This is a genomic window from Shouchella miscanthi, assembly GCF_007725405.1.
Taxonomy (GTDB): Bacteria; Bacillota; Bacilli; order Bacillales; family Bacillaceae_D; genus Shouchella; species Shouchella hunanensis.
This window is the reverse complement of record NZ_CP042163.1, coordinates 4,004,565-4,029,409: the sequence shown is the minus strand read 5'-3', so window position 1 is coordinate 4,029,409 and position 24,845 is coordinate 4,004,565. Positions and strand designations below refer to the sequence as shown.

Below are 24,845 nucleotides of genomic sequence, written 5' to 3'. Positions count from 1 at the left end.
AAAAAAACGACAGGGAAAGTATGTTACTCATATGGAAAGGATCGATCAATTTTCCGATATATAGGAGAAGAACAGTAGATTAAGGAGGAGACGTCTTGATACAGAAGAAATTAGTGAAAGGGTACAGTGTGATAGCAGGACTATTGATCTTGTTTGGTGTACTCATTACATTTTTTATGAGAACAACGAACCAAACGCTAGAGCAACTTTCTAGGGAAGTAGGAAGTGAGCACGTAGAGCAATTAACCACATTGCAGCAATCATTATCCGTACAGCTGCTATTTTTGTGGGTCGTTCTTGTCGCGTTCATTATCATTGGTGCATGGATAGCGAGACATCAAGCTCGTATGATTCTTGTTCCATTAAAGCGTCTAGTGAGAAGAGCAAATCAACTTGCAATAGGTGATTTCTCACACAAACCTCTTCCAATAGTTGGAGAGGATGAATTTGCCCATTTTACACAAGCGTTTAATCAGATGACGGAAGAATTAAAAAGAACAATGGAAAGAGCATCTACTGTAGCACAAACCCTTATTTCTTCTACCACTTACCTGACAGACCAGTCTAACAAAACGTTACAATCTGCCGCTACCATTGAAAAAGGAAATCAAAGAATGATGCATGCAGTGCAAGATCAAGTACGAACGTCTCAAGAAAGTGTACGTTCTACAGATGATCTTTCAGAAAAGGTGGAACACATAACAGTTGCGTTGGCAGCTGCTGAAAATGCGACAGAATCCGTGCGGAACCTTGTTGCCGATGGAAACAAAAAGGCAAATGATTCGACCTCATACATGGGAGCGATTGCAGAAAATAATAAACGCACATATGAAGTGGTTCATCATCTGTATGAGCGCTCAAAGCGCTTGTATGAAACCGTACAAACTGTCTCTGCAATAGCGAACCAAACAAACTTACTTGCACTAAACGCAGAAATTGAAGCAGCACATGCAGGAGAACAAGGGAGGGGATTTGCAGTAGTAGCAGAAGAAGTGAGAAAGCTAGCGGCTGAATCGCAAGTAGCGGCAAGTCAAATGGGAACCGTTATTGAAACTGTACAGGGAGATGTTCAAACTGTGCTAGATGAAGTGAGCCGTGGGAACGAAGGTATACAGCATGGACTTACAGCTAATACAGAAGTCGAAACAATATTAGGGGAGATTCATTTAGCGTGTAACGGCTTAAATCGTGATATTTATTCTGTTTCTTCTTCTACTCAATCAATTGCTTTTAGTACATTAGCGTTAGTAGAACAAATTGATTCGTTAAAAAAAGCAAGTGAAGCAAGTGGAGAAGAATCAAGAAATGGTGTAGCCTTAGCGAGTGAACAAGTAGGCATAATGGAAGAGGTCATTAAAAAAGTTAAGACAATTGAGATGGCGGTGGAAGAGCTTTCAAGGGTGACAGCTTTACTAAAAAGGACATCGACAGAAGAGAGTGAAGAAAAAGAAAACGTTAATAATGAGATTTCCCATAGCGCTTAAAGACAAGAAGTTGTATAATGATTCATTATTGCTTATTATTATCCGGTCGGAGGACTTTTTATGAATAACGTAACAGTTAAAAATGCATTAATGTTTATCATTCCGTCTATACTTGGAATTTTTCTATTTATGACACCAATCCCCATTGATACAGAGGACGGTCGATCTGTACAGCTACCTGTCATGTTTGCTTCTGATTTCTTAATGGACTTGCTATCGGTTGAGGTCATTACAATTATTGTGACCATTCTCCTCATTGTGACAGCTATTGTTTCCATCATTGCCACTCGTGTGAAGAAACAAAGCCAAACGGAATCTTTCTGGGTAAGCATCTTTGCGACAACACCTGTTTGGATTGTCGTTCGAATCGTAGGTGCTATACTAGCTATCCTTGTGTTTATGAACGTTGGTCCCGAATTCTTAATTTCGGAAGATACAGGGCAATTATTGTTAACTGACTTACTACCGTTCCTATTCTCAATCTTTTTGTTTGCAGGCTTGCTTTTACCATTGCTATTGAATTTTGGATTAATGGAATTCTTCGGCTCATTGTTAAAGAATGTTATGAGACCGCTGTTCCGTTTACCAGGTCGGGCTTCCATTGATTCTATGGCTTCTTGGGTTGGAGACGGTACAGTAGGTATAATGATGTCCAACAACCAATACGAAGCAGGAAAGTATACAGCGAGAGAGGCTGCTATCGTTGCTTCTGCCTTTTCTGTTGTTTCCATTACGTTTAGTATTTCGATATTAGGTCGATTAGGGATTTCTCATTTGTTCTGGCAATTCTTTTTAACACTATTTATTGCTGGCTTTGTAGCGGCAGTGATTACGCCAAGGATTCCACCGTTATCGCGTAAAGCCAATACGTATATTGATGGGAGCGAAGGTCAAGAAGAGCCAAAAGAAAAAAACGTCATAAAAAATGGCTTTGCTCAGGCATCCTTACGTGCTGAAGAAAGCTTTAAACAAGGAAAGAATCTTCAAACAGGCTTCAAAACGGTCTTTGATTTATGGTTTGGAGTCCTGCCTGTTGTCATGGCAATTGGCACGATTGCGGCAGGTGTTGCTAACTTCACGCCAGTCTTTGAATGGTTAGCAGTACCGTTCGTACCGGTTTTGGAATGGATGAACATACCAGAAGCGGCTGCAGCCAGCCAAACCCTTTTAATTGGGTTTGCTGATATGTTACTGCCTGCTATCTTGGCAGAGTCCTTTGGCATTACAAGTGAATTAACCTTGTTTGTTATCGCAACATTATCTGTGTCACAGCTCATTTACATGTCGGAAACAGGTGGCGTTCTTGTTGCCTCTAAGATTCCAATTACATTTTTAGATGCTGTGTTGATCTTCTTGGTTCGAACCATTATTACGTTACCAATTATTGTTTTAATGGGGCATTTGCTTTTATAAGACAGGGAACTGGCGGATCGCGTCAGTTCTCTTCTGTTTGTCAACATATGCGGAGAGGCGTATGATTGAAGTGAATCGGATAGGGAAGGAGTAAACAGATGACGATTTTACGTAACGATTGGCACGACTATGTCGGTCAAGAGTTTTCAAAAGAGTATTATGTTCAGCTACGGGAATTTTTGAAGCACGAATATGCAAATGAAGTGGTGTATCCACCTATGCATGATTTATTTAATGCGCTTCATCTTACTCCTTATAAAGACGTAAAGGTGGTTATTCTTGGTCAAGATCCTTACCATGGACCAAATCAGGCTCATGGATTAAGCTTTTCCGTTAAGCCTGACGTGAAAACACCCCCTTCTTTAAAAAATATGTATAAAGAGCTAGAAGAGGATATAGGTTGTCAACCACCCGAACACGGTTTTCTAGAGTCCTGGGCCAATCAAGGCGTGTTGTTATTGAATACCGTGCTCTCGGTTCGTCAAAAACAACCAGGTTCTCACCAAGGGAAAGGGTGGGAAGTCTTTACAAATAACGTCATTGCTACACTAAACAAACGTGAGAAACCAGTAGCTTTTGTACTGTGGGGAAAGCATGCACAAGCAAAATTAGCGTTAATTGATGAGAGCAAGCACTTTATTATCCAATCGCCACACCCGAGTCCATTTTCGGCCCATAGAGGCTTTTTTGGAAGTCGCCCATTCTCAAAAATTAATGAGTGGCTTGTGTCAATAGAGGAGTCCCCCATTGATTGGCAGCTACCATTAACGATTGAGGGGAAAGGATCAAATGGGGAGTAAGCTGCTTTTTTTTACAACATCTTTTTTAATCGGTTGGCTTTTTCAATGGGCTGGGCTACCAGCTGGATGGCTGCTTGGTGCCCTGTTAACAGGAATGGTTTGGTCTTTTTTCATAGATAAGCTCATCTTTCGGAGCGAGTTGTTTACGTTATCTCTTGCTCTTGTTGGTGTGGTAATTGGGTTTATGGTTGTTCCAGAAGAGGTCTGGGCATATCGAACACTATTACCAGCTTTCCTTTTATCATTAGTACTCACGCTTATTGGTGGTATTGCTCTTGGGAAGCTGTTTGGTAGATGGACGAAGCTTGAAGGGAATACAGCTTTCTTTTGTTGTTTACCAGGAGGAGCATCAGAAGTCATTGCGCTTAGTGAACGGTACCAAGCTGATCAGCGAATTGTTGCAGCATTTCATACAGCGCGCATTACTTTATTTGTGTTTTCGGTGCCGTTGATCGTTGGCGTTGGTTCAAGGGCTAACGCTGTACCTATTATAGAAGAGCCACAAGGGCTGTGGACTGATGGAGGATTAATTGGACTCGCCTTCGGTTTAGCTATTCTGGTGTTCTTTCTTAGTCGTTTTCTTTCTTTTCCAGGTGCGCCGATGTTTGTTGCGATTCTGTTTGGCTTTACTGCTCATCAACTTGTTGTTCCAGATTATGCTATGCCAAACGTTGTAATGGGGATGGCACAAGTGCTAATTGGTTCGTTGATCGGAATGAGGTTTGACCGGAAAACAGTGAAAGAATTAAAGCGAATTGGTGGAGCTAGTGCGGTGACGCTTTTGTTGTATGTCTTCATGAGTATAGGGTTGGCTTTAATCTTCTTCTTTTTAAGTCCGCTTCCGTTTTATACAACGCTACTAGCTATTGTTCCAGCAGGAGCTGCTGAAATGGCCTCTACCGCTGCGACATTACAGCTCGATGCGACTGTTGTGGCGACGTTGCAAATGTTACGAGTGCTTGGCCTGTTTCTAGCCTTACCTTTTTTATTAAAGTGGTTTGCGAAGAAACCAATAAAACAATAAAGAAACAGCTGCTTTTCCTAGAAAAGCAGCTGTTTTTATTACTGTATAGGTGTCTTTGGCTGTGGCATTGTTGCCTTTTGGCCAATAACTGGCTGATACGCACTTGTCATAGCTTGGGCATCACGGTCGTTGAGCTGTGGAACTTGATAATACTGATGCTTATTTTGATACAGAAAAATTTCATAGGCTAATTCGATGAAGTTTGGTACCGTATCTGCTACGATTCGGCGAACAATTGGGTTGGTAATTTCAGAAGCAGCCATCCCCATTAATGATGCTTGTCCTTTAATCAAACCGAGCATATGAGCAGACAACCCTGCCTCTTTCACTTCTGAAATGTTTCGGTTTGGCTTTTTCGGCTGACTTGGTGTAAGACCAAACTGAACATCGTGAGAAAGCGTCATTTTATATACACCTGTTGACTGGCTTGGTGGTTGACCAGTGGAGAACGCTTCAGCAAGAACATTATACTGGCTTTCAATAAAGGTATATTGACGATCCAGTAAAGAGATAAGTTCTTGATCAGTCATAAACGTGCGAAAGATCATATATTGATCAAGCACATTGATCATCCCAGCTATAATTTCGTGGCTGTCGAATAAATCATGTCCTCCGTGGTTTAACGTAGGTGCTACCTGTGAAGAGTGAACGTGTCCTGATGGTTGTTGATTCATCATTTAAATGCCCCCTATGCAAAATGTGTTGATCAAGCCGAGTATAGTGTATGTATCCAAAACCAATCCTATGTTGGTCAAAAAAAGGAAGAAAGAATGTCAGATAAACTGACGGACTTATGGAACAATTTTGACATCCGCTTATAATGACTTTATAGATAAACCATTTTATACGAGGGGGATTGTAGATGAGTGGAGATGAAGCATTGGTATTAGTAGATAATTTGTGGCTAACGGTTGCGGCCGTCCTAGTTCTATTAATGCAAGGGGGATTTATTCTTCTTGAAGCAGGTTCTACCCGAATGAAGAATGCTGGTCATATTGCTGGAAAGACTATTTTTACGGTAGGGGTCGCTTCATTAGTATTCTGGGCAGTAGGTTACGGATTTATATATGGAGAAGGAAATGCAATTATAGGTCTTTCTAATTTCTTTTACGGTAGTGCGGCGGATGGAATTGGTTCTGTCGATTTCTTCTTTCAATTAACATTTGCGGCGATTGCATTAACCATTGCCTTCGGCGGATTTGCTGAGAGAGGAAAGCTTGCTGCTTACGCAATCTTTGCGGTTTTATTTTCAGCATTTGTATATCCATTAGTGGCACACTGGATTTGGTCAGATCAAGGTTGGCTTGCTGATTTAGGGAAGCAAGACTTTGCAGGCTCAACAGTTGTTCACTTAACAGGTGCGATGGCGGCACTTGCAGCGACTATTTTATTAAAACCTCGCCTCGGTAAATATGGTAAGAACGGAAAAGTGAACGATTTATCTGGACATAACCAAGTATACACAGCTTTAGGTGTATTAATCCTTTGGGTTGGTTGGTTTGGGTTTAATGCCGGTTCAACAGGTGGACTTGATGGAGCATTTTTTGGCTTTGTTGCGTTAAATACACAACTAGCAGCAGGTGCAGGAACCATCGCAGCGTTATTCTTAGTTTGGGCAATGAGTGGTAAAGCTGATGTTCCAACTACATTAAACGGGGCTTTAGCAGGTCTTGTTGCCATTACTGCATCGTGTGCTTTCGTTGATCCTTGGGCTGCGGTTGTGATTGGTATGATTGGTGGACTAATAGTAGTAGTTAGTATGAGAATGTTTGACAAGTTAAAAATTGATGATCCTATTTTTGCGCTTAGCGTACACGGAGTGGCAGGCGTTTGGGGCACACTTTCAACAGGTTTTTTCGCTACACCAGAACTTGCAGCATTAAATGGTGGTCGAGCTGGTTTATTCTATGGCGGTGGATTCGATCAATTAGGCGTGCAAGCTTTAAGCGTTGTAGTATGTGCCGCATTTGCATTTGGTGCTTCTTACGTATTGCTTTTACTTACAAAGAGTCTTGTTGGTGGTACGTTACGTGTGACTGAAGAGGAAGAGATTCTTGGTCTAGATATGAGTGAACATGGTTCGTACGGCTATCCTGAAAATGTGCAACAAGAACAAGAACGTTCTTCTAAGACAGGCTCATAATGGTGGAGATGTCAGAATTAATGAAGCAGCGGTTATGTGAGCAAGAACAGCGACGTAACGATGCTGTGCAAGTTGCTTTAGATAAAACGATTAAGGAGCTGGGAGAAATCCCTGCTCCCTTTGCGTTTTTCTTTATGGGTAGTGCAGGAAGAGAGGAACAGCTTTATCAAACAGATCAAGATCACGGCATCATTTACGACGGGGAAGAAGCGTGTCAACGATATTTTCTCTTTTTAGGAGAGGAGATCGTTAAAGCACTGGAAGATAAGGGATACGAACGGTGTACAGGAGGGGTTATGGCCTCAAATAAGGGCTGGTGTCGATCCTATGAGGAGTGGAATGAACAACTTAACTTTTGGATAAAAGAGAATCAATTTGAGCATGTCCGCTATTTGTTAACGTTCTTTGATGCTAGGACTGTGTTAGGTGATGATCAGTGGCTCAAGCGCCTAAAGCAACGTCTCTTTTTTGAGATAAGAAAAGGGCACATTCCGATGAGTCGCTTTACGGAAAATACAGGTAGAATCCCTAAGGGTTTGAATGGGTTTGGTCAATTGCTGGAAGATAACTATGGTGAGTATCAAGGGACGATCAATTTAAAAGAACAGGTGCTTTTTCCTTATGTGAATGGGATGCGATTACTTGCATTGCAGGAAGGTATTGAATCGGCATCGACATGGGCGCGTATGCAGCAAAGTGCATTTATGACAAGCGAACAACATGTAATGGCATCTTTTTTAGAGATTCAAAATAAACGTGTGCTATGGGGAGAGAATCATGGAACATTTACACATGTTTTTCCGAATAACCTTACAAAAGAGGAGCGGAAATTTCTTAAAGCATGTATTCGAGAAGGGCGATCGTTTTATCGGGGCATTCAACAAAGTCATGAATAGGCGTGTGGTACGATGAACTTAATGACAATCATGCGGCAAATTTCGGCACGATTTACTTCAGGTGTTTCGTCCTCAAACTCCGATCAAGCAAGTCAAATGGCGCGCTTTCGTCATTATCAAAAGGAAGCGCAAAAGGATGTGCTGGATGAACCGCTACATGAACTACCAATGGTTGTTTTTGACCTAGAGACAAGTGGATTTCAGCCAGATTATGGTGATTCGATTCTTTCAATCGGAGCAGTGAAAATTAAAGGTTCTTCAATCTTACATGACCATTTCTATAAAACGATTAAGCCAAAACGGACCCCATCTGCAGAAATTTTACAACTAACCGGGTTAACTACGGCAGAGTTAGAACAATCAGAGGCGTTAAAGGACGTTTTATTGGCATTTTACCAGTTTGTTGGTTCATCAACCCTTATTGCTCACCATGCTGCCCATGAGCGACGATTTATGCGGCATGCTACATGGCATGAACTCGGTCGAACGTTCACACATCGATTAATTGATACATCCTTTTTGACGCAGCTTACAGCAGCACATCAGTCGTTTGAACAGTTAGAAGAGTGGTGTCATGCGTACGATATTGTAGTAGGGAATCGTCATCATGCTCTTGCAGATGCGCATATGGCCGCTCAATTATGGGTGAAGCACCTAGTGGTTGCCGATCATGCTGGCTACTCAACTCTATCTGACTTATACAAAGCGCTTGCTGCTAAAAAGTAGCCACACTCTCGCATTGAACGGTTGAAGCATGCTATCATAGAGCTGTGTTCGAAAGGAGGACACTATGCTCATTAAAGTTGAACATCTCATTGAACAAATGGAACGACAAATAGAGAACATGAAGGGAGCGACAAACAGGGACAATTGGGTGGATGTTAAAGAAGCAGCCTCCATTATTGAAAGTTACTGTCACGTAATAAAGGGCAGTCAGCAAGTAGATGAACCGCTGCAAGCACCAGCACCGCAAAAACCAGTTATGCAGTCTCCTGTGCAGCCGGCTCCACAAAAACCAGTACTTAAACAACCAACGACAGAAGCAGATGAACGAGAAGAAAAACGCAATTTGCTTGATTTTTAGACAAGATTGATTGGAAAAAAGGCGATTATCCTTAAGTGGATGGTCGCCTTTTTTACATATACAGGATATTCAAGGCCGCCATTCAACAATTACACCATAATGGTGTGATTCCTCGTCAGGTAAATAATCTTTTTCAATGCGAACAACGGTTAACCCTTGTTTTAACATAAAGGAAAGAACAGGGTCGGTTCTCTTACCAGCTTGTACGCGTTCGACGTATTCTTCTATTGCTAATGTTTGTGCATAGTGATGGTAACCTGGTAACCGACTACCAGCGGCATAGCGTTGCAATTGTAACGTTCGCACGGTTTCTTTTCTTGCATCATAAAGGGCTTTTGCAACCCCGAGCTTTCGATACGTCGGGCGAACACATAAATCAATCCCATACAACGTCTGACCATTAGGGTCATGGGTTTGTCGAATGGTTCCGTTATCACTTATGTCACTCCAAGAATGAGAACGGTCAGCAGCATTTGTTAATAGCGATGTAGCCGAACCAACAATTATGTTATTGTATTCAGCAAGAAGTGCCCCTTCTGGAAAGGTGTCAACATGAGCTGAGATGTCGTCTTTATTCCAGAGTTGCTCCGCTGGATAAGGTGGTGGAAATGCTTCTTTTTGGACTTGTAATAAACCATCGAAATCAGCTACAGTATAAGGACGAACGCGAATCATACCATTCCCTCCATTTTTCGTTTTTCCTATCATAGCATGGGGCTTGACGGAAGGCGACGGATGGGGATTTAAGAGTGAAAAGTGTTGAATGTGAAGGAGTGCTAGAAAATGGGAAGATTATTTATCTTCATTGGTGCGATTGTCATGGCGTTATCAGTAGCAATTGGTGCATTTGGCGCGCACGGATTGGAAGGGCGCATTAGCGAGCGAATGTTGAAAAATTACCAGACAGGCGTACAGTATCATATGATTCACGGTATTGGTTTACTGTTTGTAGGAATACTGTCGTTAAAAATGCTCGGCAATCAAATGGTTCATGGAGCAGGTTGGGCGTTTTTAATTGGTATTGTCCTATTCTCAGGGAGCCTATACGTTATGGCGCTAACCGGCATAACGAAGCTTGGTGCCATTACACCTATTGGCGGACTTGCTTTTATTGTTGGTTGGGTATTGCTAGGGATTGCGGCTATGCGGCACTTGTAATAAAGCAGCAGAAACACCCTCTTCAATGTAGAAGGGGGTGTTTTGTGTTATCGAGGTGAGTATTGGGATAAACTTGGTTCATACCCATATTGGTATGTATAGTCAATTGGCTCATCAAATGTGATAAAATCTAAATTTACCATTAAAAGTAAATAATACTCTCCTGTTTCTGGATTGCCGATAATAATGTGGTCACGTCCAGCTTCTTCAATGCGCCCACGAAAAACTCGGGCATTCCATTCGCTATTGCCTTCAAATGTCTGATGAACCGTTACAAGTTTGCCACGGTTTAAACGCAAAATGTTCTCAATAAACGATTGCTCAATTGGCAACATGCTTGCGTCTACACCAGACATTTGCTGTTGAACAAAGCCTGGAGTCTGGTAATTTTGTGAGGAGAAGTAAGGCTGAGGAGATTGCTGTTGCATAGATTGCTGACCATACATGGGTTGGCCTTGCATAGGCTGACCTTGCATAGGCTGACCTTGGTGATGCTCCTGCCCGCTGCCTTGACCTTGTTGACCGCCTTGATTTTGCCACTGATTTTGGTACATGTAATCACTCCTTTTTTATCTTAAAACGTATTAAAGACTTCTTCGCATTCAGCTGGTGTTGGTTGATAAAAGCAGTGTGCTTTGTAACGCCCCGTGTTCCACTGTCCCCACCATTCGGCTGGACAAGGGCCGTCTGGACGGAAGAACCATAAAGCAAATTCAGCTGGATAGAACCGCTCGCCATTAATAACCCTTCTCGCCAAACGTCTATCTCGCTCACGAGCTCGCTGATAAAAATAGCTTTTTTGAACAGCTTCAAAACCACCTGGGGACTGATAAGCCATGTCGGGAATGCTATTAACTCCTCCAAAGTCTAAACATCTCACTCTTGTACGGTTCACCATGACGTTCCCCGCCATGAGCATACCCTCTTCTCCTTCTCCTTCTGCTTCTGCCCGCATTAATCGTGCTAACACATCAATGTCACTGGAATTTGCTTTTATAACGGCCATTCCTTACACCTCCGCAAAGATAGACTGACGTTGTTCGTTAGTGGAAGTCGAGTTAAACCACATATAGGTTCGTTCCATCATATGAATAAAGGGTTACAAATATGTCTACTCGTTAAAAGATCAAAAATGAATTAAGATAGAAAAAAAGAAGAATAGTCTGTAAAATAGAGAGGGCTAATTCATTTTTTAAGCCAAAATGACCATCTTCAATTGCAGTGTTAATAAGGAGTGATACTAAAAGAGTGAAACCTATATGGGAAATGAACCGTAATAACAAAAGAAGGCTGATAAACGATAGCCGTTTATGTGGTGAATAGCTGAATTAAAAATAGAAGGAGATGACCTGAATGACGTTAATTATTGATAACGTAGAAAAACAGTTTGGAAATCATACAGCAGTGGATGGTATTTCAGTAAGCGTAGAAAAAGGGCAAATGTTTGGCATGCTCGGGGCAAACGGCGCAGGTAAAACAACGACGTTTCGAATGATTATTGGTCTATTAGAACCATCAAACGGAACGGTGACATGGAACGGACAAAAGCTTTCGTACAAGTACACAAATCTTATTGGCTATTTGCCAGAAGAAAGAGGGCTCTATCCTAAGCTTACAGTTAGAGACCAACTGATTTATTTAGGAAAGCTAAAAGGAATGAAAAAGAATGTCATTATTGATGAAATGCGTTCATGGCTAGAACGTTTTAAAGTGACGGAATATGAAACAAAGAAGGTAGAAGAGCTTTCTAAAGGAAATCAGCAAAAGATTCAGTTTATCGCAGCTGTCTTACATAAGCCGGAATTGCTCATATTAGATGAACCATTCAGTGGTCTCGATCCAGTAAATTCGGATATGTTGAAAGCAGCAGTGCGACATATTCAAGATCAAGGAACAACCATTGTGTTCTCTAGCCATCAAATGAATAATGTAGAAGAGATGTGTGAAGACATTATTATGTTAAAACGTGGAAAAGCCGTTCTGCAAGGAAATCTAACCGAAATTAAACGCGGATACGGTATTAAAACCGTTTCCATTTCTGCTGATTATGATTTGAGTTTCTTAAAAGACCAGCACCAGGTCACCCACTATACGGAAACGAAGAATGGTGTAAAAATTCAAGTCGAGAATGAAGACGCGGCGAAAGAGATTTTTAACACTCTAGCCGACAAAGGGTTTGTCCGTAAGTTTGAAGTGGAAGAACCAAGCTTACACGATATCTTTATCGACAAAGTAGGAGGAGATGCAAATGAATAATTTCGGTACAATTGTCGCACATACATTAAGCGCAAAAATCCGCACGAAATCATTTTTAATATCATCGGCATTTATGATGCTTCTTATTATTGGCTTAACGAATATTACAACTATTATAGATTTATTTTCGGATGGAGATGGCGATAGCGCTACGAAGATCGCAGTCGTGGATGATAGCGAAGATGCAGGTATTATCGCACAAAGTTTAACAGCACCGAGCGAACTTGATGAAGAGACAACCTTTGTGCTAATGGATAATCAATCTCTAGAAGACGCTTTAAATGAAGCTGAGGAAGGTACATATGATGGGGTCGTGCAACTAACAGGTACAACTGATTCGTTAAATGTTTCTTTATATAATGATTCTACTACAGTGGCTATGGATGTTGAACAGCAGATCCAGCGATTAAAAGAAGGTGTGTTGACGAGTGAGCTAGATATTGACGAAGAGCAACTTGCTGCTGTTTATCAGCCGATTGCCTTTGAACAGCTTTCAATAGAAGAGGGCGAAGCAGTAGAAAGTGAAGAAGAAAGCGCGGCTTCCTTTTTTACCGTCTTCGGGATTACGTATGTGATTTTCTTTATTGTTATTCTTTTTAGCACAATGATTGCAACAGAGGTTGCTACAGAGAAATCGTCTCGAGTGATGGAACTACTCGTTTCAAGTGTCAATCCAGTTGTCCAGATGTTTGGTAAATTAACAGGAATTGCCCTTGCTGGTGTCGTAAACTTGCTTACGTTGCTTGTTGCGTTTGTTATTGGTATGACGATTGCTGGTGAAAACCTTACAGAGTTTCTATCATCTGATGTGATTGATTTAACACTTATTGGTTATGGGATTGTATCGATTGTTCTTGGCTACTTTATTTTTGGTGGGATTGCCGCTATGCTTGGCGCTCTTGTCAGTCGAACGGAAGAGGTTAATCAGTCTGTACAGCCGTTAATTTTCCTTGCATTGATTGGATTTTTTATTGTGTCATTCAGTCAAGGTTCACCAGATGCTCCTTTTGTTACGGTGGCCTCGTACATTCCATTTTTTACACCTCAACTGTTAATTTTACGTGTGGGCGTTGGTTCAATTGCTCCAGTTGAAATTGCGTTGTTAATTGCCATCATGGTCATAAGCGCAATTATTATCAATGTTATTGCAGCACGTGTATACAAAGGTGGCGTGCTCATGTACGGAAAGTTGTCCTTTAAGAAAAATATTAAACAAGCCCTTGCGATGTCTAAAAAAGAAAAATAAATACATGAAAACGGATTTGTTCTTGCTCAGTGAGTATGGTAAGATGGGAATATTGTGAAAAGGTATCGGAGGAGGTGATGGAGGATGATTGATTTATTTCTAGAGCTATCGTTTATATGGATTCATGTTGGTATATTGCTTCCTATTCTTGCTTGTTTAGCATATGAAAATATTAAGCTCCACAGAATGCATGTGAAGATGAAACGTCCTGTTCGTAAAACGTTAAATACAGGAAGAATCATTGATCTTCCTCCGTCGCCAGTTACTACTCGCGTACGCCCGAAGATTCCGTACTTTCGAGATAAGAGCTGTCAAGATGACGATGAACTGTACTTTGTTGTCTAAAGAAACAGCGATGTGAGACAACAAAGGAGGAAATAGAGAAACGTATGAAAAGAAAAATTCTTTTAACAACAAGCTTACTTTTTATGGCAGTGGTGCTAGCTGCCTGTGGAATAGACGAGCCTATAACGGCTGACTCTGAAGGCTTTTGGAACTCATTTTTCGTCTATCCAATGTCATTCTTAATTCAATTCTTCTCTGATTTGACGGGAGGTCATTTTGGCTGGGGGATTGTCATTGTAACAATCCTGATTCGTTTGCTGATCTTGCCACTTGCGTTAAAATCACAAAAGAGTTCTCGAGCGATGCAGGCGTTAAGACCTGAAATGCAGGAAATTCAAGAGCGCATGAAAAAAGCACAGGGGAACCCCGAGAAACAACGAGAAGTGCAGTCAGAAATGATTGGTATGTACCAAAAGCATGGCGTTAATCCAGCCGCTGGTTGTTTACCTGCACTTGTGCAAATTCCAATTGTTATGGCGCTTTATTTTGCGATAATGCGAACGGAAGCGATTGGGCAAGGACCTGAAAGTGATTTCCTTTGGTTTAATCTCGGACAAATGGACCCAGTGCTTCCGTTTATTGCTGGTATAACGACTTTTGTTCAATTCAAAATGTCGATGAGTCAAATGCCTGCTAATCCGTTAGGTGAAGGAATGCCAAATCCAATGAACATTATGCTGTGGATTATGCCTGTGATGATTATCATTGCCGGATTAACATTACCATCAGCATTAGCGCTTTACTGGGTAATTGGTAACATCTTTATGATTGTTCAAACCTACTTCATTATTGTACGTCCGAATTTGAATAAAGAAGATGTTGAAAAAGATCGTGCATAAAAGAAAGGTTCATCGCCATAGGCGATGAACCTTTTTACTTATAGATGAAAATACTTAGAGAGCGCATCTGTCTCTAATAGATTGCCGACATAGAAAGAGCCAAACTCTCCGTAACGCGCCGACACTTCGTCAAAACGCATTTCATAAACCAATTTCTTAAACTGAAGGACATCGTCAGAAAATAATGTCACGCCCCATTCCCAGTCGTCAAAACCAACAGAACCGGAAATGATTTGTTTTACTTTGCCTGCATAGCTGCGCCCAATCATGCCATGGCTACGCATTAAGTCTTTACGCTCATCCATCGGCAGCATGTACCAGTTATCGTTGCCTTCACGACGTTTGTCCATCGGGTAGAAACAAACATGCTTCCATTTAGGTAGTTCAGGGTAAAGACGTGAGCGAACATAAGGGTTTTCGTAAGGATCTTCATCAGATTCTTTTGCTAAATAGTTGCTTAATTCAACAACAGAAACATACGAATAAGTCGGAAGCGTGTAATCGGCTAGTCCAGACTTATCGAAAGCAAGCTCAATGTGATTTAATTCTTCCATCGTTGGACGAAGAAGCATGATCATAAGATCTGCTTTTTGACCAACGATTGAATACAATGCGTGGCTTCCTTTACCATTTGCTTCTGTATCGCTCCATTGGTTTAATAGGGACGTGAATTCCTCAATCATACCATCTCGCTCACTTTGTGGAACCGCCTTCCATGAGCTCCAGTCGATCTTGCGAAAATCGTGCAAAACATACCAACCATCAAGGGTTTTAGCTGCTTCATTCATCGTACAAATCCTCCTCTAACGATCTCTCTATACACTATACCATAAGGAGGGATAAATACTGAATGAGAAACGTTATCGCTTGCTTTTATTCACAAAATAGTCAAGAGCTACACGGTGTTCTTTTGATTCACTAGCTTCTCGTTGAGCGGTTACTTCCATTTCTAATAGCTCTGCTAAATGATGATCGAAGCTCTCCCTGAAATTGTTCTTCATTAGCCGATAAGCCGTTGGTGGCAGCGCCAAACAGTTTTGTATCGTTGTATCAATATCATCAATACTACTAATTAGACCGATTTCTAATGCTTTCTCACTAGAAATGGTATTCATTATAGCGAGCTCTAATGCTTTAGGATAGCCAACTAACCGGGGTAGATAGTAAGACATTCCTGCATCAGGAACAAGACCTATTTTCAAAAATCCTAAACCAAAACTGGCTTCTTTATCTGCAACGCGGTAATCACAGGCAAGTGCGATACTAAGACCTGCTCCTACGGCAACACCATTCATATGAGCGATAATGGGTTTGCCAATATGAGCCATAAGGGTAATTAATTTATTGTACGTTTCTCTTAAAATTCTTCCGTAATTTACATTTTCTAGATCATCTGGGTCAATGGATTTTAAGTCGGCTCCAGAACAAAAAGCATTTCCACTTCCTGTTAACACAATAACTCGAACCTCACTATGTTCGTCGGCCTCTTCAAATGCTCTATAAAGTTGTTCGTGAGCCTCATCGTTTAAAGCATTTCTTACTTCTGGTCGATTTAAGGTAATCGTTGCGACATTGTTCTTAATAGCTAGTTTTACCAGTTGGTCACTCATAAAATCCTCCTAGAATGGTTTTCTACATAATTCGATCATAACAAATGAAAACCCTTTATTTATGTGTAAGCGTAATCAATGTGTCAATTTTTAAAATTAACGCTTTATAGGAGTCTGTTTCCTTTTCTTCTAAAGCAGGGTATCCTAAAATAGAGGAAGAACGAAAACTGAAGGAGGTTATTTAACGTGAGTAATTTATTTGCTGATATTAAGCAGCAGGTAGGGTCTCATAAACCAAGTATCGTATTGCCAGAAGGAACCGATGAACGTGTTCTTGAAGCTGCGGTTAAGCTTGCAGCGGATAACGTAGTTGAACCGATTTTAATTGGAAATCCAGACGAGATTGCGTCTCTTGCTGATAAAATAAACGTAAAGATCGATGATGTAACTATTTATAATCCAAAGACGTATGCACACCTTGATGCCATGGTCGAAGCTTTCGTTGAAAGACGTAAAGGAAAAGCAACGGAAGAGCAGGCGCGTGAACTTCTTATGGACGTAAATTATTTTGGGACGATGCTTGTTTACATGGAAAAAGCAGATGGCTTAGTGAGCGGTGCTGCCCATTCAACTGGAGATACGGTTCGTCCAGCTTTACAAATTATTAAAACATTACCTGGCATTAAACGCACATCTGGTGTGTTTGTGATGGTAAAGGAAGACAAAAAGTTTGTGTTCGGTGATTGTGCGATTAATATTTCACCAAATGAAGAAGAGTTAGCTGAGATTGCAACGGCAACGGCAGACACGGCTAAATTGTTTGGGATTGATCCAAAGGTAGCCATGTTGTCATTCTCAACCCTTGGTTCTGCATCGTCTCAAGAAACACAAAAGGTATCTGCGGCTACGAAGATCGCTCAAGAAAGCCGTCCTGACCTTGTTATTGATGGAGAGTTCCAGTTTGATGCAGCGTTTGTCCCTGCAGTTGCGCAGAAGAAAGCGCCGGATTCACCGTTAAAAGGTGAAGCGAATGTCTTTATTTTCCCTAGCCTAGAGTCAGGTAACCTTGGCTATAAAATTGCTCAAAGACTTGGTGGCTACGATGCAATTGGACCAATCTTACAAGGTTTAAATAAACCAGTGAACGATTTATCACGTGGTTGTAACGTAGACGATGTGTATAAGTTAAGTTTGATTACAGCTATGCAAGCTATTACGCAAACAGAAACGCAAAAAGCATAAGAAAAAGCTTTCGGATTACATTCCGAAAGCTTATTTTCTTAATGAAGACAACGATTTTGACGTTGCGTTACTCGTTCAAGCTGTGCTTCAAAAAGCAGCTCTTCTTCTTCTGAAAGCACGTGGTGTTCAAGCGTAATACCAAAGGTTAGCGCAGTGTCGATTGTACGTTGAACAATTTCTTCGACCGTATAGGTCGTATTTAGTAATTCATTTATTGAACCCATTACGGCTGGATCAATGGAAGGAACGGTATAAGAAGGTTTTGACTGTCCAATCCCATGCTCATACATTTGTTTTACGATGTGAGCTCTTTGGGCTCCACTGCCTGTGACACATAAATAAATTTGCACAGCAATTCCGCCACGTATTCTCCGTTGTGAAATGCCTGCAAATTTCTTGCCGTCAATACTCAAGTCGTAGCTTCCAGGGCAGTAGGATCCGACCACTTCACCTGTATGAATAGTCGCTTGAGGAAACATGGCCCGAATCAACGCAACCATACGCTCGTATCCACCATCTATAGAAGATGTTGTTTCACCAGGAAAAATAAGAGAAAGATTAAGAACACCATCGTCTAACAGAACGGCTAAACCGCCTGAATTACGGACAACAACTTGGTAATTATTTTTTTCTAGAAACGTAATTGCTTCGTTTATAGAGTCTAAGCGTGAGTCTTGTGTCCCTAATACAATTGTATTTTGATGAACCCAAAATCGGAGGGAAGGTTGGTTTTTTTTGCCGGCTAGAGTGCACAGCAAATCGTCATAAGCAAAAGAATGTAAAGCACTGGTTTGTAAGTATTCTTTGCTGTGATCAACAAGCTTCCACGTACTCACTTTAGACTGGAATGGTGATACATTAGCCAATAAAATCATTCCTTTCATGCCGCTACTAGTATACCATGTAAATAGCCTTCCTATAAAAAGGAAGTTGCGCAATTTCAATCCAGCCGTTATACTGAAAAAAGTTTTACAAAAAGTAAGCGATTTAGTAAATGTTTGTGAAGATTGTAGAAAATAGTAAACGGAATAGAAAGAATGTCGAATACGTTTGGGGGAAATTAAGTGGATAAGAATAAGCTTACACGAAATATTTTATTAGGTTTATTATTTGGTGCATTACTAGGTCTAATTTTACCTTATTTTTCGCAAGATGCATTTAACTGGCTAAACCAGTACCTCCTGGATCCAGCCGGTACGGTCTTTTTACGTCTCATAATGATGGTGGTTGTTCCGCTTGTATTCTTCTCGCTAGTTGTAGGTATTTCTGATTTAGGGAGCCCAAAGCAACTTGGACGAATGGGGATACAAACGGTTATCTTTTTTCTCGCTACTTCTGCTATCTCATTAACTATTGGAATTATTGCCGCTCAAATCGTTCAGCCAGGTTCACCGGGCCTTCTTGGTGATGGTATTGCTGAGGATTATGAAGTAGCCGATTCTGTACCAATTATGGATACGTTAGTCAATATTATTCCAAATAACCCAATTGAATCAATGGCGAATATGGAAATGCTTCAAATTATCTCGTTTGCTATATTTGTTGGACTTGCTATGGCCATGCTCGGTAAAAAAGTAGAAACAGTCAAAGTATTCTTTGTACAAGCTAACGACATTATGATGAAAATTGTTACGTTTGTCATGGCATTTGCTCCAATTGGTGCGTTTGCACTAATTGCATCTGCTCTTGGTGAAGCAGGGTGGGGAGCAGTTGGTTCACTGTTGTCTTACTTCCTTACCGTTACAGGTGTATTAATTTTCCATGGTATTATCGTATATGGGTTGATTGTGTACTTCTTAGGAAAAATGAGTCCTGTGAAGTTCTTTAAAGGCTTTGCGCCAGCAATGACAATGGCATTTAGCTTGTCAAGCTCAAATGCTGTGCTACCCTTATCAATGAAATCTGCTCAAGAAAACTTAGGTGTCTCTAAACAGGTTTCTGGATTTGTTCAGCCTCTTGGAGCAACAATCAACATGGATGGAACAGGCATTATGCAAGCTGTTGCCACAGTCTTTATTGCCCAAGTGTACGGGGTCGATTTAACGATCACTCAAATGCTTATTATCGTCTTAACGGCGACACTGGCAAGTATCGGAACAGCAGGGGTGCCTGGTGTCGGCATGATTATGCTTGCGATGGTCTTAACTTCAGTAGGGTTGCCACCAGATGCAATTGGATTAATTATTGGTATTGACCGTTTACTTGATATGATGAGAACAGCTGTAAACATTACAGGTGATGCGGTTCTAGCTGTTATTGTTGATCGAAACGAAAAGCGGCGGGGAGAAATCTCTGCTTAACATGAATAACGAGACTCAAACCGATCCTTCGGTTTGAGTTTTTTTTTATGAGATCAAGCCTTTTTTTAAAGGAGGAGAAACTTTATAATAAGAGGATAAAAGGGGGGAGAAGCATGTCCATAAGGCTAACAGAAGAAAAAGTGTTTAAAGATCCTGTTCATCGCTACATACATGTGCAGGACAAGTTACTATGGGATTTAATTGGGACGAGTGAATTTCAGCGTTTGCGAAGGGTTCGTCAATTAGGGACGACATCGTTTACCTTTCATGGTGCGGAGCATTCCCGCTTTAATCACTCTTTAGGTGTGTATGAGATTATGAGGCGATTGATTACCAACTTTAGCGATAAACCGATGTGGAATGATGAGGATCGACTTCTAGCGCTTAGCGCAGCCTTACTCCATGACATTGGACACGGACCGTTCTCCCATTCGTTTGAAAAAGTATTTGATACCGATCACGAGGAATGGACGAGGCTAATCATCCTCGGCGATACAGAGGTGAATGAAGTGCTCCGTCACGTGCATGCAGACTTCCCGAAAGAAGTTGCCGCTGTCATTGAGAAAACGTCTGCAAACAAGCTTGTAACGAGTATGATTTCAAGTCAGATTGATGCGGATCGCATGGATTATTTATTAAGGGATGCCTATTATACCGGTGTGAGCTACGGTCAATTTGATCTGGAGCGAATTTTGCGGGTGATGCGACCGATGGACGATCAAGTCGTTGTGAAAGCAAGTGGCATGCACGCCGTAGAAGACTATATTATGAGTCGCTACCAAATGTACTGGCAAGTATATTTTCATCCGGTTACGAGAAGCTCTGAAGTGATCCTGAGTAAAATTCTAAAACGGGTAAAAGCGTTGCACGAAGAGGGGTATCCATTCAAACAGCCTCCGCATCATTTTGAGTCCATTTTCTCAGGCGCAATGACAATCAACGATTACTTACAATTAGATGAATCTGTCATGCATTATTATTTTCAGTGTTGGCAAAAAGAAGATGATCCAATCTTAGAAGACTTATGTCATCGGTTTTTAAATCGTCGTTTGTTTGCATATGTAGAATGCCATCCAAACGAGCGGTTAACCGATATAATGGCTCTTCAAGAACTTTTTTGGGAAGCTGGAATGGATGCCGATTATTATTTGGAAATAGATTCCTCTTCAGACTTGCCATACGACGTGTACAGGCCAGGAGAAGAACAGAGGGTACCGATTCAACTGCTAATGAAAAACGGTCAATTAAAGGAGCTTTCAAGCGAATCAGATGTAGTTGAATCGATCTCAGGGAAGAAACGAACGGATCATAAGCTTTATTACCCAGCTGATACGATTGCATCACTTGATTCGTCTATTAGGCTTAAAATCGAATCCATTCTGAAACAAATGTGAGGAGGGCTAACGTGCTAACCCATCATGCACAAGTATTGAACCTTTTTTCCTTATGTGAGAATACGATTGAACATAAGAAACTGCAGAAAATCATTTATATTGCTAAGTCTTTTGGGGCCCCGTTTGCGGAAAAATATCGCTATCATCGATTAGGTCCATATTCAGAGGATTTATTCGTACGATTGGAAGAGCTGTGCAACCTCCACTTTCTTCAAGAGGAACAGCATGACATTGATTCTGTTTATGTACTAACAGAAGAGGGTGAAGGGTTTTTACATACATTACGTACAAAGAGAGGAGAAGACAGCTTTACCCCTATGTATAAAGCGTTAAATGAGCAGCCGCTAGCGACCCTCGAACAAATGGCGGCATTGCTGTATTTTCAACAAATGGAAGGCGATGGTGTTCGTGATCCTCATCTCATCTCTCGCTATTCAGATCAAGAGTGGCTTCATGCAGAAACCTATTTAACAATGCTAAGAGAGCGTCAAATATTCTATGAAGGTTCATAGTCTTACATTTTATTTTACAGCAGTTTTGTAGTTATGGCGCGTATCGTTGTATACACTAAAAGCAAGAGAACACCATGACAAGAGAAGAAAGGTGGCGCCATCTTTGCTCAGCTTTACATTTATGCTACTTATGTTCGCTGTGGGCATCCCGTTAATTCTAATCTTAATTTTATCGTCACCAATGATGGGATTGACTGTGGTTGCGGTCATTCTGTTAAATTGGTTTTTTATATCTCACTACGTGCGCAAACATCATAGAGATGCGCATAGTAAAAAGGAGTGTCCATAATGGGAACGCTCCTTTTTACTTTTATTGATCGCTTTGTCGAACCCCTGCAACACCGAAGTTAGTCGGCTTCATTTCATCAATGATAACCGAGATACGCTCTTTTGGAGCTTGTGTTGTTTCCGAGACCGCTGCAGTTACTTGCTCCACGAGTGCTCGCTTTTGATCATCACTGCGACCTTCAAGCATTTGAATTGTTACAATTGGCATGAAAAAAACTCCCTTCTTATAGCATACGTTGAGTATACCAGAAAGGAGTTTTCTTTTATTCAGTAAAAAGGGCTAAAGACTGATTAAACTGTGAATCAACGAGATCTGCAACAAGAACATAACGTTCAGGCGCGAAACCGACAACGTGAAATGGATAACAAGTCGTTAACGTTAATTGCGCATCGTCTGTGGAGACAATGACTGTCCGATCATCCTCGTCAACAATGCGAACGGTATGGACTTTGTAGGTAAACACACCGCTCTTCGTTTCGACGATAATCTCGTCTCCTTCACCTACATCACCTAAATGATGAAAGACGGTGTTGTTATGACCGGATAAGACGCTGTTGTCATTTTCGCCAGGGAGTACACTTCCATCGAAATGCCCGACCCCTCGATCAAGCTCCTCATCACCAGTGCCATGAATGATTGGCCAGCTTGAGTCTAAGACTGGAATGCTCAATTTCCCCATAACTTCACCGATTTCAGGCTGCCACTCACTCACTTCAGGGTTTATTGTTGAGGCAAGAGCAGGCTCGCTCTCTCCTTTTCCTGAAAGGGTGTGGGCGACTAACGTTTCTTCCGCAGGCATGAACTTGTAAAGGACATAGCCATGTAGTATTTTGAACCCGGTTGTTGTTGTAAGATAAGCACCAAAAGCGATTAACAGAACAGCAAAAATCGTTAAGACCGTCTTTTTAACGTTTCGTTTCCGCTTTTTAAAACGTGCCACGACTTATACAGCCTCTTTTTTCATCGAACGACGGAATACAAGTAAGCCAGCGCCCATTAATCCAAGACCAAGTAAAGCGAAAAGTGGGTAGTTGCTTGATGTTTTAGGCATTTTCGCACCATCAACCGTTTTTGTCAGCTTTTTAGATGTGTCGCTACTATCTTGACCACCTGATACAGGTGCTTTTTTAGCTGGTGCTTCGCCACCGTTTTTCGGCGTTTCTTTTAATGATTCTTCTACTTCTTTACCGATGTTGTTCACATCATCTAAAATATCTTTAATGAAATGGGAGTTAAACATCTCTGGAGTGATATAAAAATCAGCTAAGAAGTCGCCAGATTCATTATACAATTCAACAAGAAGCTTATATTCTTTTTCAATGCCGGATTTTGCTAAAGCAGCTAAATCGACTGGTTTTTTGTCTTGTCCAGCTTTGTCAACGTAATAAGCTGGTTGTAATTTTAGTAAATCAATTGCTTTTTCGCCAATTGCGAAAAGTTCAGCGATTTCTTGTGCGTTTAATTCTGTAATGGATTCAAAAGCGCCATCACGGAAAGCAAAACCACGCTCTTTTAATGCGTTTAAGTCTGCTGATAAATGTGGGTTTGTTTCTCTTACTTCAAGGAAGTGCATCATTAAGTTCCATAATTCTTCATCACTAAGGCTAAACTCTTTTAAGTAACCCGATAAGTCAGGAAACTCATACCAGTCATCATCACCAAAATGTGCCCATAGGAACATATCTAAGTCATCATAGAAAATAAAGTAATCCATTGAAATCATTAACTCTTCTAATAAAGCTAAGAAGTCGTCTTCAGAAACTCCGTAATCTTCTAAAAGTTGATAATAACTTTCTTCAGTTAATAAGTCACCTAAATAATCCTCTAATTCTTCGACTGTACTAAACTCGTCTAAAGCGGTTTGCCAGCGATCATTTAAATATATTTCAAGCTCTTCTTCAGTCATGTCTATGTACGCTAAGTACTCATTTAGCTCGTCCTGATCTAATGAGTGGGCAAAACTAAGACTCGGTGCAATAAGAGATAAAAGCAATGTAAAAATAAGTGATAAGGACAATAATTTTTTCATGTGTTCCTCCTATATTCAGTTGTCATATTTTTCTTGCAAGGTAATTATATAGTGATATCCCTTCATTTGTCATCATAATATCGAAAATTTTAGAAAAACTTTAGAATTAGTTCGCATATGCACAGAAATGCGACAAAATCCTTCTAAATGCTCCAAATTATTCGTGTGTGGCATACTGGCTGATCTGAAAATCAACTTATGATACAATGAAATCATGAATGATGAAACTAGAAAGGGCGGATGATCGTGGATTTGCTCAATAATAATAATTTGAAGAAGGCGAAGAAGTCTTCAAACTTTACGATTCTTAGTAACGATTCTGATGCGACAGATGGCCATGGTGGATACGGAGCTGGTCTCATTAACTTAGATCATATGACGCCATTGTTTATTAATATTGATGAACAAGAGGCGTTTGTTGATATGGGGGCGCTTCATGCACGTTCTGCTGTTGAAAAACGAGTGAAGTTTATTCCAACCCTCGAAGATGTCCCAACAGAAGGCATGAAGCGTTATTGGCTAGTTTGGATTACAATTGAGACAAAAGATAAAAAACCTTATTACAGTGGCGTTTCCGCCTGCTATATGACAGTAAACAAAGGAGCAAAACGTGGCTATAAAAGCATGCCAGAGCATGTGAATCAGATGGACAAAGCATTAAAAGGAAAAGTATCGGTTGAAGATATGGATGCCTCTTCTCGTAAAGTGTTAGCTGATTTCTTAAAAGGACATAGTGAAGACATTTGGAATGCATCATCAACGTTGCAAGAAGCGTTAAAAATTTGAACAAATTGTGAATAAATGATAAGATCTATTGTTCTTTTAATGTCTTTGTTTTACG

General features: G+C 40.8%; 28 protein-coding genes. 18 read left to right on the top strand and 10 right to left on the bottom strand.

What is annotated here, in order from left to right:
- Positions 1 to 95 precede the first annotated feature (95 nt).
- The 4 genes from FPV17_RS20570 (at position 96) to FPV17_RS20555 (ending at position 4,721) form a co-directional block, all read left to right on the top strand.
- Complete coding sequence (locus FPV17_RS20570; RefSeq protein WP_186370681.1) at positions 96 to 1,484, top strand: methyl-accepting chemotaxis protein; 1,389 nt, start codon at positions 96 to 98, stop codon at positions 1,482 to 1,484.
- Between the two features lie 60 nt (positions 1,485 to 1,544).
- Complete coding sequence (locus FPV17_RS20565) at positions 1,545 to 2,897, top strand: YjiH family protein (RefSeq protein WP_035394199.1); 1,353 nt, start codon at positions 1,545 to 1,547, stop codon at positions 2,895 to 2,897.
- Positions 2,898 to 2,995: 98 nt separating this feature from the next.
- Positions 2,996 to 3,697 carry a uracil-DNA glycosylase gene (locus tag FPV17_RS20560; protein WP_144560267.1) on the top strand — a complete coding sequence of 234 codons (702 nt, stop codon included), beginning with the start codon at positions 2,996 to 2,998 and terminating at the stop codon, positions 3,695 to 3,697.
- The gene (locus FPV17_RS20555) at positions 3,687 to 4,721 is read left to right on the top strand and encodes an AbrB family transcriptional regulator (protein WP_035394202.1); all 1,035 of its coding nucleotides are present in this window, start codon (positions 3,687 to 3,689) and stop codon (positions 4,719 to 4,721) included. The genes FPV17_RS20560 and FPV17_RS20555 overlap by 11 nt, the downstream gene beginning before the upstream one ends.
- 38 nt (positions 4,722 to 4,759) lie before the next feature.
- Here FPV17_RS20555 and FPV17_RS20550 read toward each other — a convergent pair whose 3' ends face one another.
- Positions 4,760 to 5,398, bottom strand: a complete 639-nt coding sequence (locus tag FPV17_RS20550; RefSeq protein ID WP_035394206.1) for a spore coat protein — start codon at positions 5,396 to 5,398, stop codon at positions 4,760 to 4,762.
- 185 nt (positions 5,399 to 5,583) lie between these two features.
- Between FPV17_RS20550 and FPV17_RS20545 the strand changes: the two genes are divergently transcribed.
- From FPV17_RS20545 to FPV17_RS20530, 4 genes are all read left to right on the top strand, one after another.
- Positions 5,584 to 6,864: an ammonium transporter gene (locus tag FPV17_RS20545; RefSeq protein WP_035394210.1), complete on the top strand. Its 1,281-nt coding sequence runs from the start codon at positions 5,584 to 5,586 to the stop codon at positions 6,862 to 6,864.
- A 20-nt stretch (positions 6,865 to 6,884) separates the two neighbouring features.
- Positions 6,885 to 7,760 (top strand): DUF294 nucleotidyltransferase-like domain-containing protein, encoded by an 876-nt coding sequence (locus tag FPV17_RS20540; RefSeq protein ID WP_186370680.1) that lies wholly within the window; start codon positions 6,885 to 6,887, stop codon positions 7,758 to 7,760.
- Between the two features lie 12 nt (positions 7,761 to 7,772).
- A complete protein-coding gene (locus FPV17_RS20535; protein WP_035394212.1) occupies positions 7,773 to 8,486 on the top strand; it encodes an exonuclease domain-containing protein in 714 nt (237 codons plus the stop codon).
- A 64-nt stretch (positions 8,487 to 8,550) separates the two neighbouring features.
- Entirely contained in the window at positions 8,551 to 8,844 is a 294-nt protein-coding gene (locus FPV17_RS20530) for a YwdI family protein (RefSeq protein WP_035394215.1), read from the top strand.
- A gap of 69 nt (positions 8,845 to 8,913) precedes the next feature.
- Here FPV17_RS20530 and FPV17_RS20525 read toward each other — a convergent pair whose 3' ends face one another.
- On the bottom strand, positions 8,914 to 9,519 hold the full coding sequence (locus FPV17_RS20525) for a GNAT family N-acetyltransferase (RefSeq protein ID WP_060704428.1): 606 nt from the start codon (positions 9,517 to 9,519) through the stop codon (positions 8,914 to 8,916).
- Positions 9,520 to 9,627: 108 nt separating this feature from the next.
- On the opposite strand from FPV17_RS20525, the gene FPV17_RS20520 reads away from it, so the two are divergent.
- Positions 9,628 to 10,002 carry a DUF423 domain-containing protein gene (locus tag FPV17_RS20520; RefSeq protein WP_035394220.1) on the top strand — a complete coding sequence of 125 codons (375 nt, stop codon included), beginning with the start codon at positions 9,628 to 9,630 and terminating at the stop codon, positions 10,000 to 10,002.
- A gap of 47 nt (positions 10,003 to 10,049) precedes the next feature.
- Here FPV17_RS20520 and gerQ read toward each other — a convergent pair whose 3' ends face one another.
- Entirely contained in the window at positions 10,050 to 10,556 is a 507-nt protein-coding gene (gene gerQ, locus FPV17_RS20515; RefSeq protein ID WP_060704429.1) for a spore coat protein GerQ, read from the bottom strand.
- A gap of 20 nt (positions 10,557 to 10,576) precedes the next feature.
- A complete protein-coding gene (locus FPV17_RS20510; RefSeq protein WP_035394225.1) occupies positions 10,577 to 11,008 on the bottom strand; it encodes a cell wall hydrolase in 432 nt (143 codons plus the stop codon).
- A gap of 347 nt (positions 11,009 to 11,355) precedes the next feature.
- Between FPV17_RS20510 and FPV17_RS20505 the strand changes: the two genes are divergently transcribed.
- From FPV17_RS20505 to yidC, 4 genes are all read left to right on the top strand, one after another.
- The gene (locus FPV17_RS20505) at positions 11,356 to 12,258 is read left to right on the top strand and encodes an ABC transporter ATP-binding protein (RefSeq protein ID WP_144560265.1); all 903 of its coding nucleotides are present in this window, start codon (positions 11,356 to 11,358) and stop codon (positions 12,256 to 12,258) included.
- Complete coding sequence (locus tag FPV17_RS20500; protein WP_144560264.1) at positions 12,251 to 13,504, top strand: ABC transporter permease; 1,254 nt, start codon at positions 12,251 to 12,253, stop codon at positions 13,502 to 13,504. The genes FPV17_RS20505 and FPV17_RS20500 overlap by 8 nt, the downstream gene beginning before the upstream one ends.
- An 84-nt stretch (positions 13,505 to 13,588) precedes the next feature.
- Entirely contained in the window at positions 13,589 to 13,849 is a 261-nt protein-coding gene (locus FPV17_RS20495) for a hypothetical protein (RefSeq protein ID WP_035394232.1), read from the top strand.
- Positions 13,850 to 13,893: 44 nt separating this feature from the next.
- Positions 13,894 to 14,688 (top strand): membrane protein insertase YidC, encoded by a 795-nt coding sequence (yidC, locus tag FPV17_RS20490; RefSeq protein ID WP_060704433.1) that lies wholly within the window; start codon positions 13,894 to 13,896, stop codon positions 14,686 to 14,688.
- A gap of 38 nt (positions 14,689 to 14,726) precedes the next feature.
- Here yidC and hemQ read toward each other — a convergent pair whose 3' ends face one another.
- Positions 14,727 to 15,476, bottom strand: coding sequence for a hydrogen peroxide-dependent heme synthase (gene hemQ, locus FPV17_RS20485; RefSeq protein WP_144560263.1), 750 nt, complete (start codon positions 15,474 to 15,476; stop codon positions 14,727 to 14,729).
- A 72-nt stretch (positions 15,477 to 15,548) separates the two neighbouring features.
- Positions 15,549 to 16,298, bottom strand: a complete 750-nt coding sequence (locus tag FPV17_RS20480; RefSeq protein ID WP_144560262.1) for an enoyl-CoA hydratase/isomerase family protein — start codon at positions 16,296 to 16,298, stop codon at positions 15,549 to 15,551.
- A 186-nt stretch (positions 16,299 to 16,484) separates the two neighbouring features.
- On the opposite strand from FPV17_RS20480, the gene pta reads away from it, so the two are divergent.
- Complete coding sequence (gene pta, locus FPV17_RS20475) at positions 16,485 to 17,480, top strand: phosphate acetyltransferase (RefSeq protein WP_035394234.1); 996 nt, start codon at positions 16,485 to 16,487, stop codon at positions 17,478 to 17,480.
- Positions 17,481 to 17,518: 38 nt separating this feature from the next.
- Here pta and FPV17_RS20470 read toward each other — a convergent pair whose 3' ends face one another.
- Entirely contained in the window at positions 17,519 to 18,346 is an 828-nt protein-coding gene (locus FPV17_RS20470) for a lipoate--protein ligase family protein (protein WP_246117081.1), read from the bottom strand.
- Positions 18,347 to 18,544: 198 nt separating this feature from the next.
- Between FPV17_RS20470 and FPV17_RS20465 the strand changes: the two genes are divergently transcribed.
- From FPV17_RS20465 to FPV17_RS20455, 3 genes are all read left to right on the top strand, one after another.
- A complete protein-coding gene (locus FPV17_RS20465; protein ID WP_144560260.1) occupies positions 18,545 to 19,780 on the top strand; it encodes a dicarboxylate/amino acid:cation symporter in 1,236 nt (411 codons plus the stop codon).
- A 113-nt stretch (positions 19,781 to 19,893) separates the two neighbouring features.
- Positions 19,894 to 21,174, top strand: a complete 1,281-nt coding sequence (locus tag FPV17_RS20460) for an HD domain-containing protein (protein WP_186370679.1) — start codon at positions 19,894 to 19,896, stop codon at positions 21,172 to 21,174.
- An 11-nt stretch (positions 21,175 to 21,185) separates the two neighbouring features.
- Positions 21,186 to 21,686 carry a YwgA family protein gene (locus FPV17_RS20455; protein ID WP_144560258.1) on the top strand — a complete coding sequence of 167 codons (501 nt, stop codon included), beginning with the start codon at positions 21,186 to 21,188 and terminating at the stop codon, positions 21,684 to 21,686.
- A 310-nt stretch (positions 21,687 to 21,996) separates the two neighbouring features.
- Here the strand turns inward: FPV17_RS20455 and thmT are convergent, their stop codons facing one another.
- From thmT to FPV17_RS20440, 3 genes are read right to left on the bottom strand one after another with little or no spacing between them, the layout of a single operon-like run.
- The gene (thmT, locus tag FPV17_RS20450; RefSeq protein WP_035394240.1) at positions 21,997 to 22,182 is read right to left on the bottom strand and encodes a 2-hydroxymuconate tautomerase; all 186 of its coding nucleotides are present in this window, start codon (positions 22,180 to 22,182) and stop codon (positions 21,997 to 21,999) included.
- A gap of 55 nt (positions 22,183 to 22,237) precedes the next feature.
- Positions 22,238 to 22,915, bottom strand: a complete 678-nt coding sequence (srtD, locus tag FPV17_RS20445; protein ID WP_246117080.1) for a class D sortase, LPxTATN-specific — start codon at positions 22,913 to 22,915, stop codon at positions 22,238 to 22,240.
- Between the two features lie 3 nt (positions 22,916 to 22,918).
- Positions 22,919 to 24,004: a processed acidic surface protein gene (locus FPV17_RS20440; RefSeq protein WP_144560257.1), complete on the bottom strand. Its 1,086-nt coding sequence runs from the start codon at positions 24,002 to 24,004 to the stop codon at positions 22,919 to 22,921.
- 240 nt (positions 24,005 to 24,244) lie between these two features.
- On the opposite strand from FPV17_RS20440, the gene FPV17_RS20435 reads away from it, so the two are divergent.
- Positions 24,245 to 24,790, top strand: coding sequence for a YwhD family protein (locus FPV17_RS20435; RefSeq protein WP_055735458.1), 546 nt, complete (start codon positions 24,245 to 24,247; stop codon positions 24,788 to 24,790).
- Positions 24,791 to 24,845 lie beyond the last annotated feature (55 nt).

Bases quoted from the DNA above. Each gene is read 5' to 3' on its own strand.
- yidC (WP_060704433.1), top strand. From the start codon at position 13,894: ATGAAAAGAAAAATTCTTTTAACAACAAGCTTACTTTTTATGGCAGTG.
- FPV17_RS20565 (WP_035394199.1), top strand. From the start codon at position 1,545: ATGAATAACGTAACAGTTAAAAATGCATTAATGTTTATCATTCCGTCT.
- FPV17_RS20560 (WP_144560267.1), top strand. From the start codon at position 2,996: ATGACGATTTTACGTAACGATTGGCACGACTATGTCGGTCAAGAGTTT.
- hemQ (WP_144560263.1), bottom strand. From the start codon at position 15,476: ATGAATGAAGCAGCTAAAACCCTTGATGGTTGGTATGTTTTGCACGAT.
- FPV17_RS20440 (WP_144560257.1), bottom strand. From the start codon at position 24,004: ATGAAAAAATTATTGTCCTTATCACTTATTTTTACATTGCTTTTATCT.
- FPV17_RS20535 (WP_035394212.1), top strand. From the start codon at position 7,773: ATGAACTTAATGACAATCATGCGGCAAATTTCGGCACGATTTACTTCA.
- FPV17_RS20530 (WP_035394215.1), top strand. From the start codon at position 8,551: ATGCTCATTAAAGTTGAACATCTCATTGAACAAATGGAACGACAAATA.
- FPV17_RS20500 (WP_144560264.1), top strand. From the start codon at position 12,251: ATGAATAATTTCGGTACAATTGTCGCACATACATTAAGCGCAAAAATC.
- FPV17_RS20550 (WP_035394206.1), bottom strand. From the start codon at position 5,398: ATGATGAATCAACAACCATCAGGACACGTTCACTCTTCACAGGTAGCA.
- thmT (WP_035394240.1), bottom strand. From the start codon at position 22,182: ATGCCAATTGTAACAATTCAAATGCTTGAAGGTCGCAGTGATGATCAA.
- FPV17_RS20545 (WP_035394210.1), top strand. From the start codon at position 5,584: ATGAGTGGAGATGAAGCATTGGTATTAGTAGATAATTTGTGGCTAACG.
- FPV17_RS20460 (WP_186370679.1), top strand. From the start codon at position 19,894: ATGTCCATAAGGCTAACAGAAGAAAAAGTGTTTAAAGATCCTGTTCAT.
- FPV17_RS20540 (WP_186370680.1), top strand. From the start codon at position 6,885: ATGAAGCAGCGGTTATGTGAGCAAGAACAGCGACGTAACGATGCTGTG.
- FPV17_RS20510 (WP_035394225.1), bottom strand. From the start codon at position 11,008: ATGGCCGTTATAAAAGCAAATTCCAGTGACATTGATGTGTTAGCACGA.
- FPV17_RS20525 (WP_060704428.1), bottom strand. From the start codon at position 9,519: ATGATTCGCGTTCGTCCTTATACTGTAGCTGATTTCGATGGTTTATTA.
- FPV17_RS20495 (WP_035394232.1), top strand. From the start codon at position 13,589: ATGATTGATTTATTTCTAGAGCTATCGTTTATATGGATTCATGTTGGT.
- gerQ (WP_060704429.1), bottom strand. From the start codon at position 10,556: ATGTACCAAAATCAGTGGCAAAATCAAGGCGGTCAACAAGGTCAAGGC.
- FPV17_RS20520 (WP_035394220.1), top strand. From the start codon at position 9,628: ATGGGAAGATTATTTATCTTCATTGGTGCGATTGTCATGGCGTTATCA.
- FPV17_RS20555 (WP_035394202.1), top strand. From the start codon at position 3,687: ATGGGGAGTAAGCTGCTTTTTTTTACAACATCTTTTTTAATCGGTTGG.
- FPV17_RS20435 (WP_055735458.1), top strand. From the start codon at position 24,245: ATGATCGTGGATTTGCTCAATAATAATAATTTGAAGAAGGCGAAGAAG.
- FPV17_RS20505 (WP_144560265.1), top strand. From the start codon at position 11,356: ATGACGTTAATTATTGATAACGTAGAAAAACAGTTTGGAAATCATACA.
- FPV17_RS20480 (WP_144560262.1), bottom strand. From the start codon at position 16,298: ATGAGTGACCAACTGGTAAAACTAGCTATTAAGAACAATGTCGCAACG.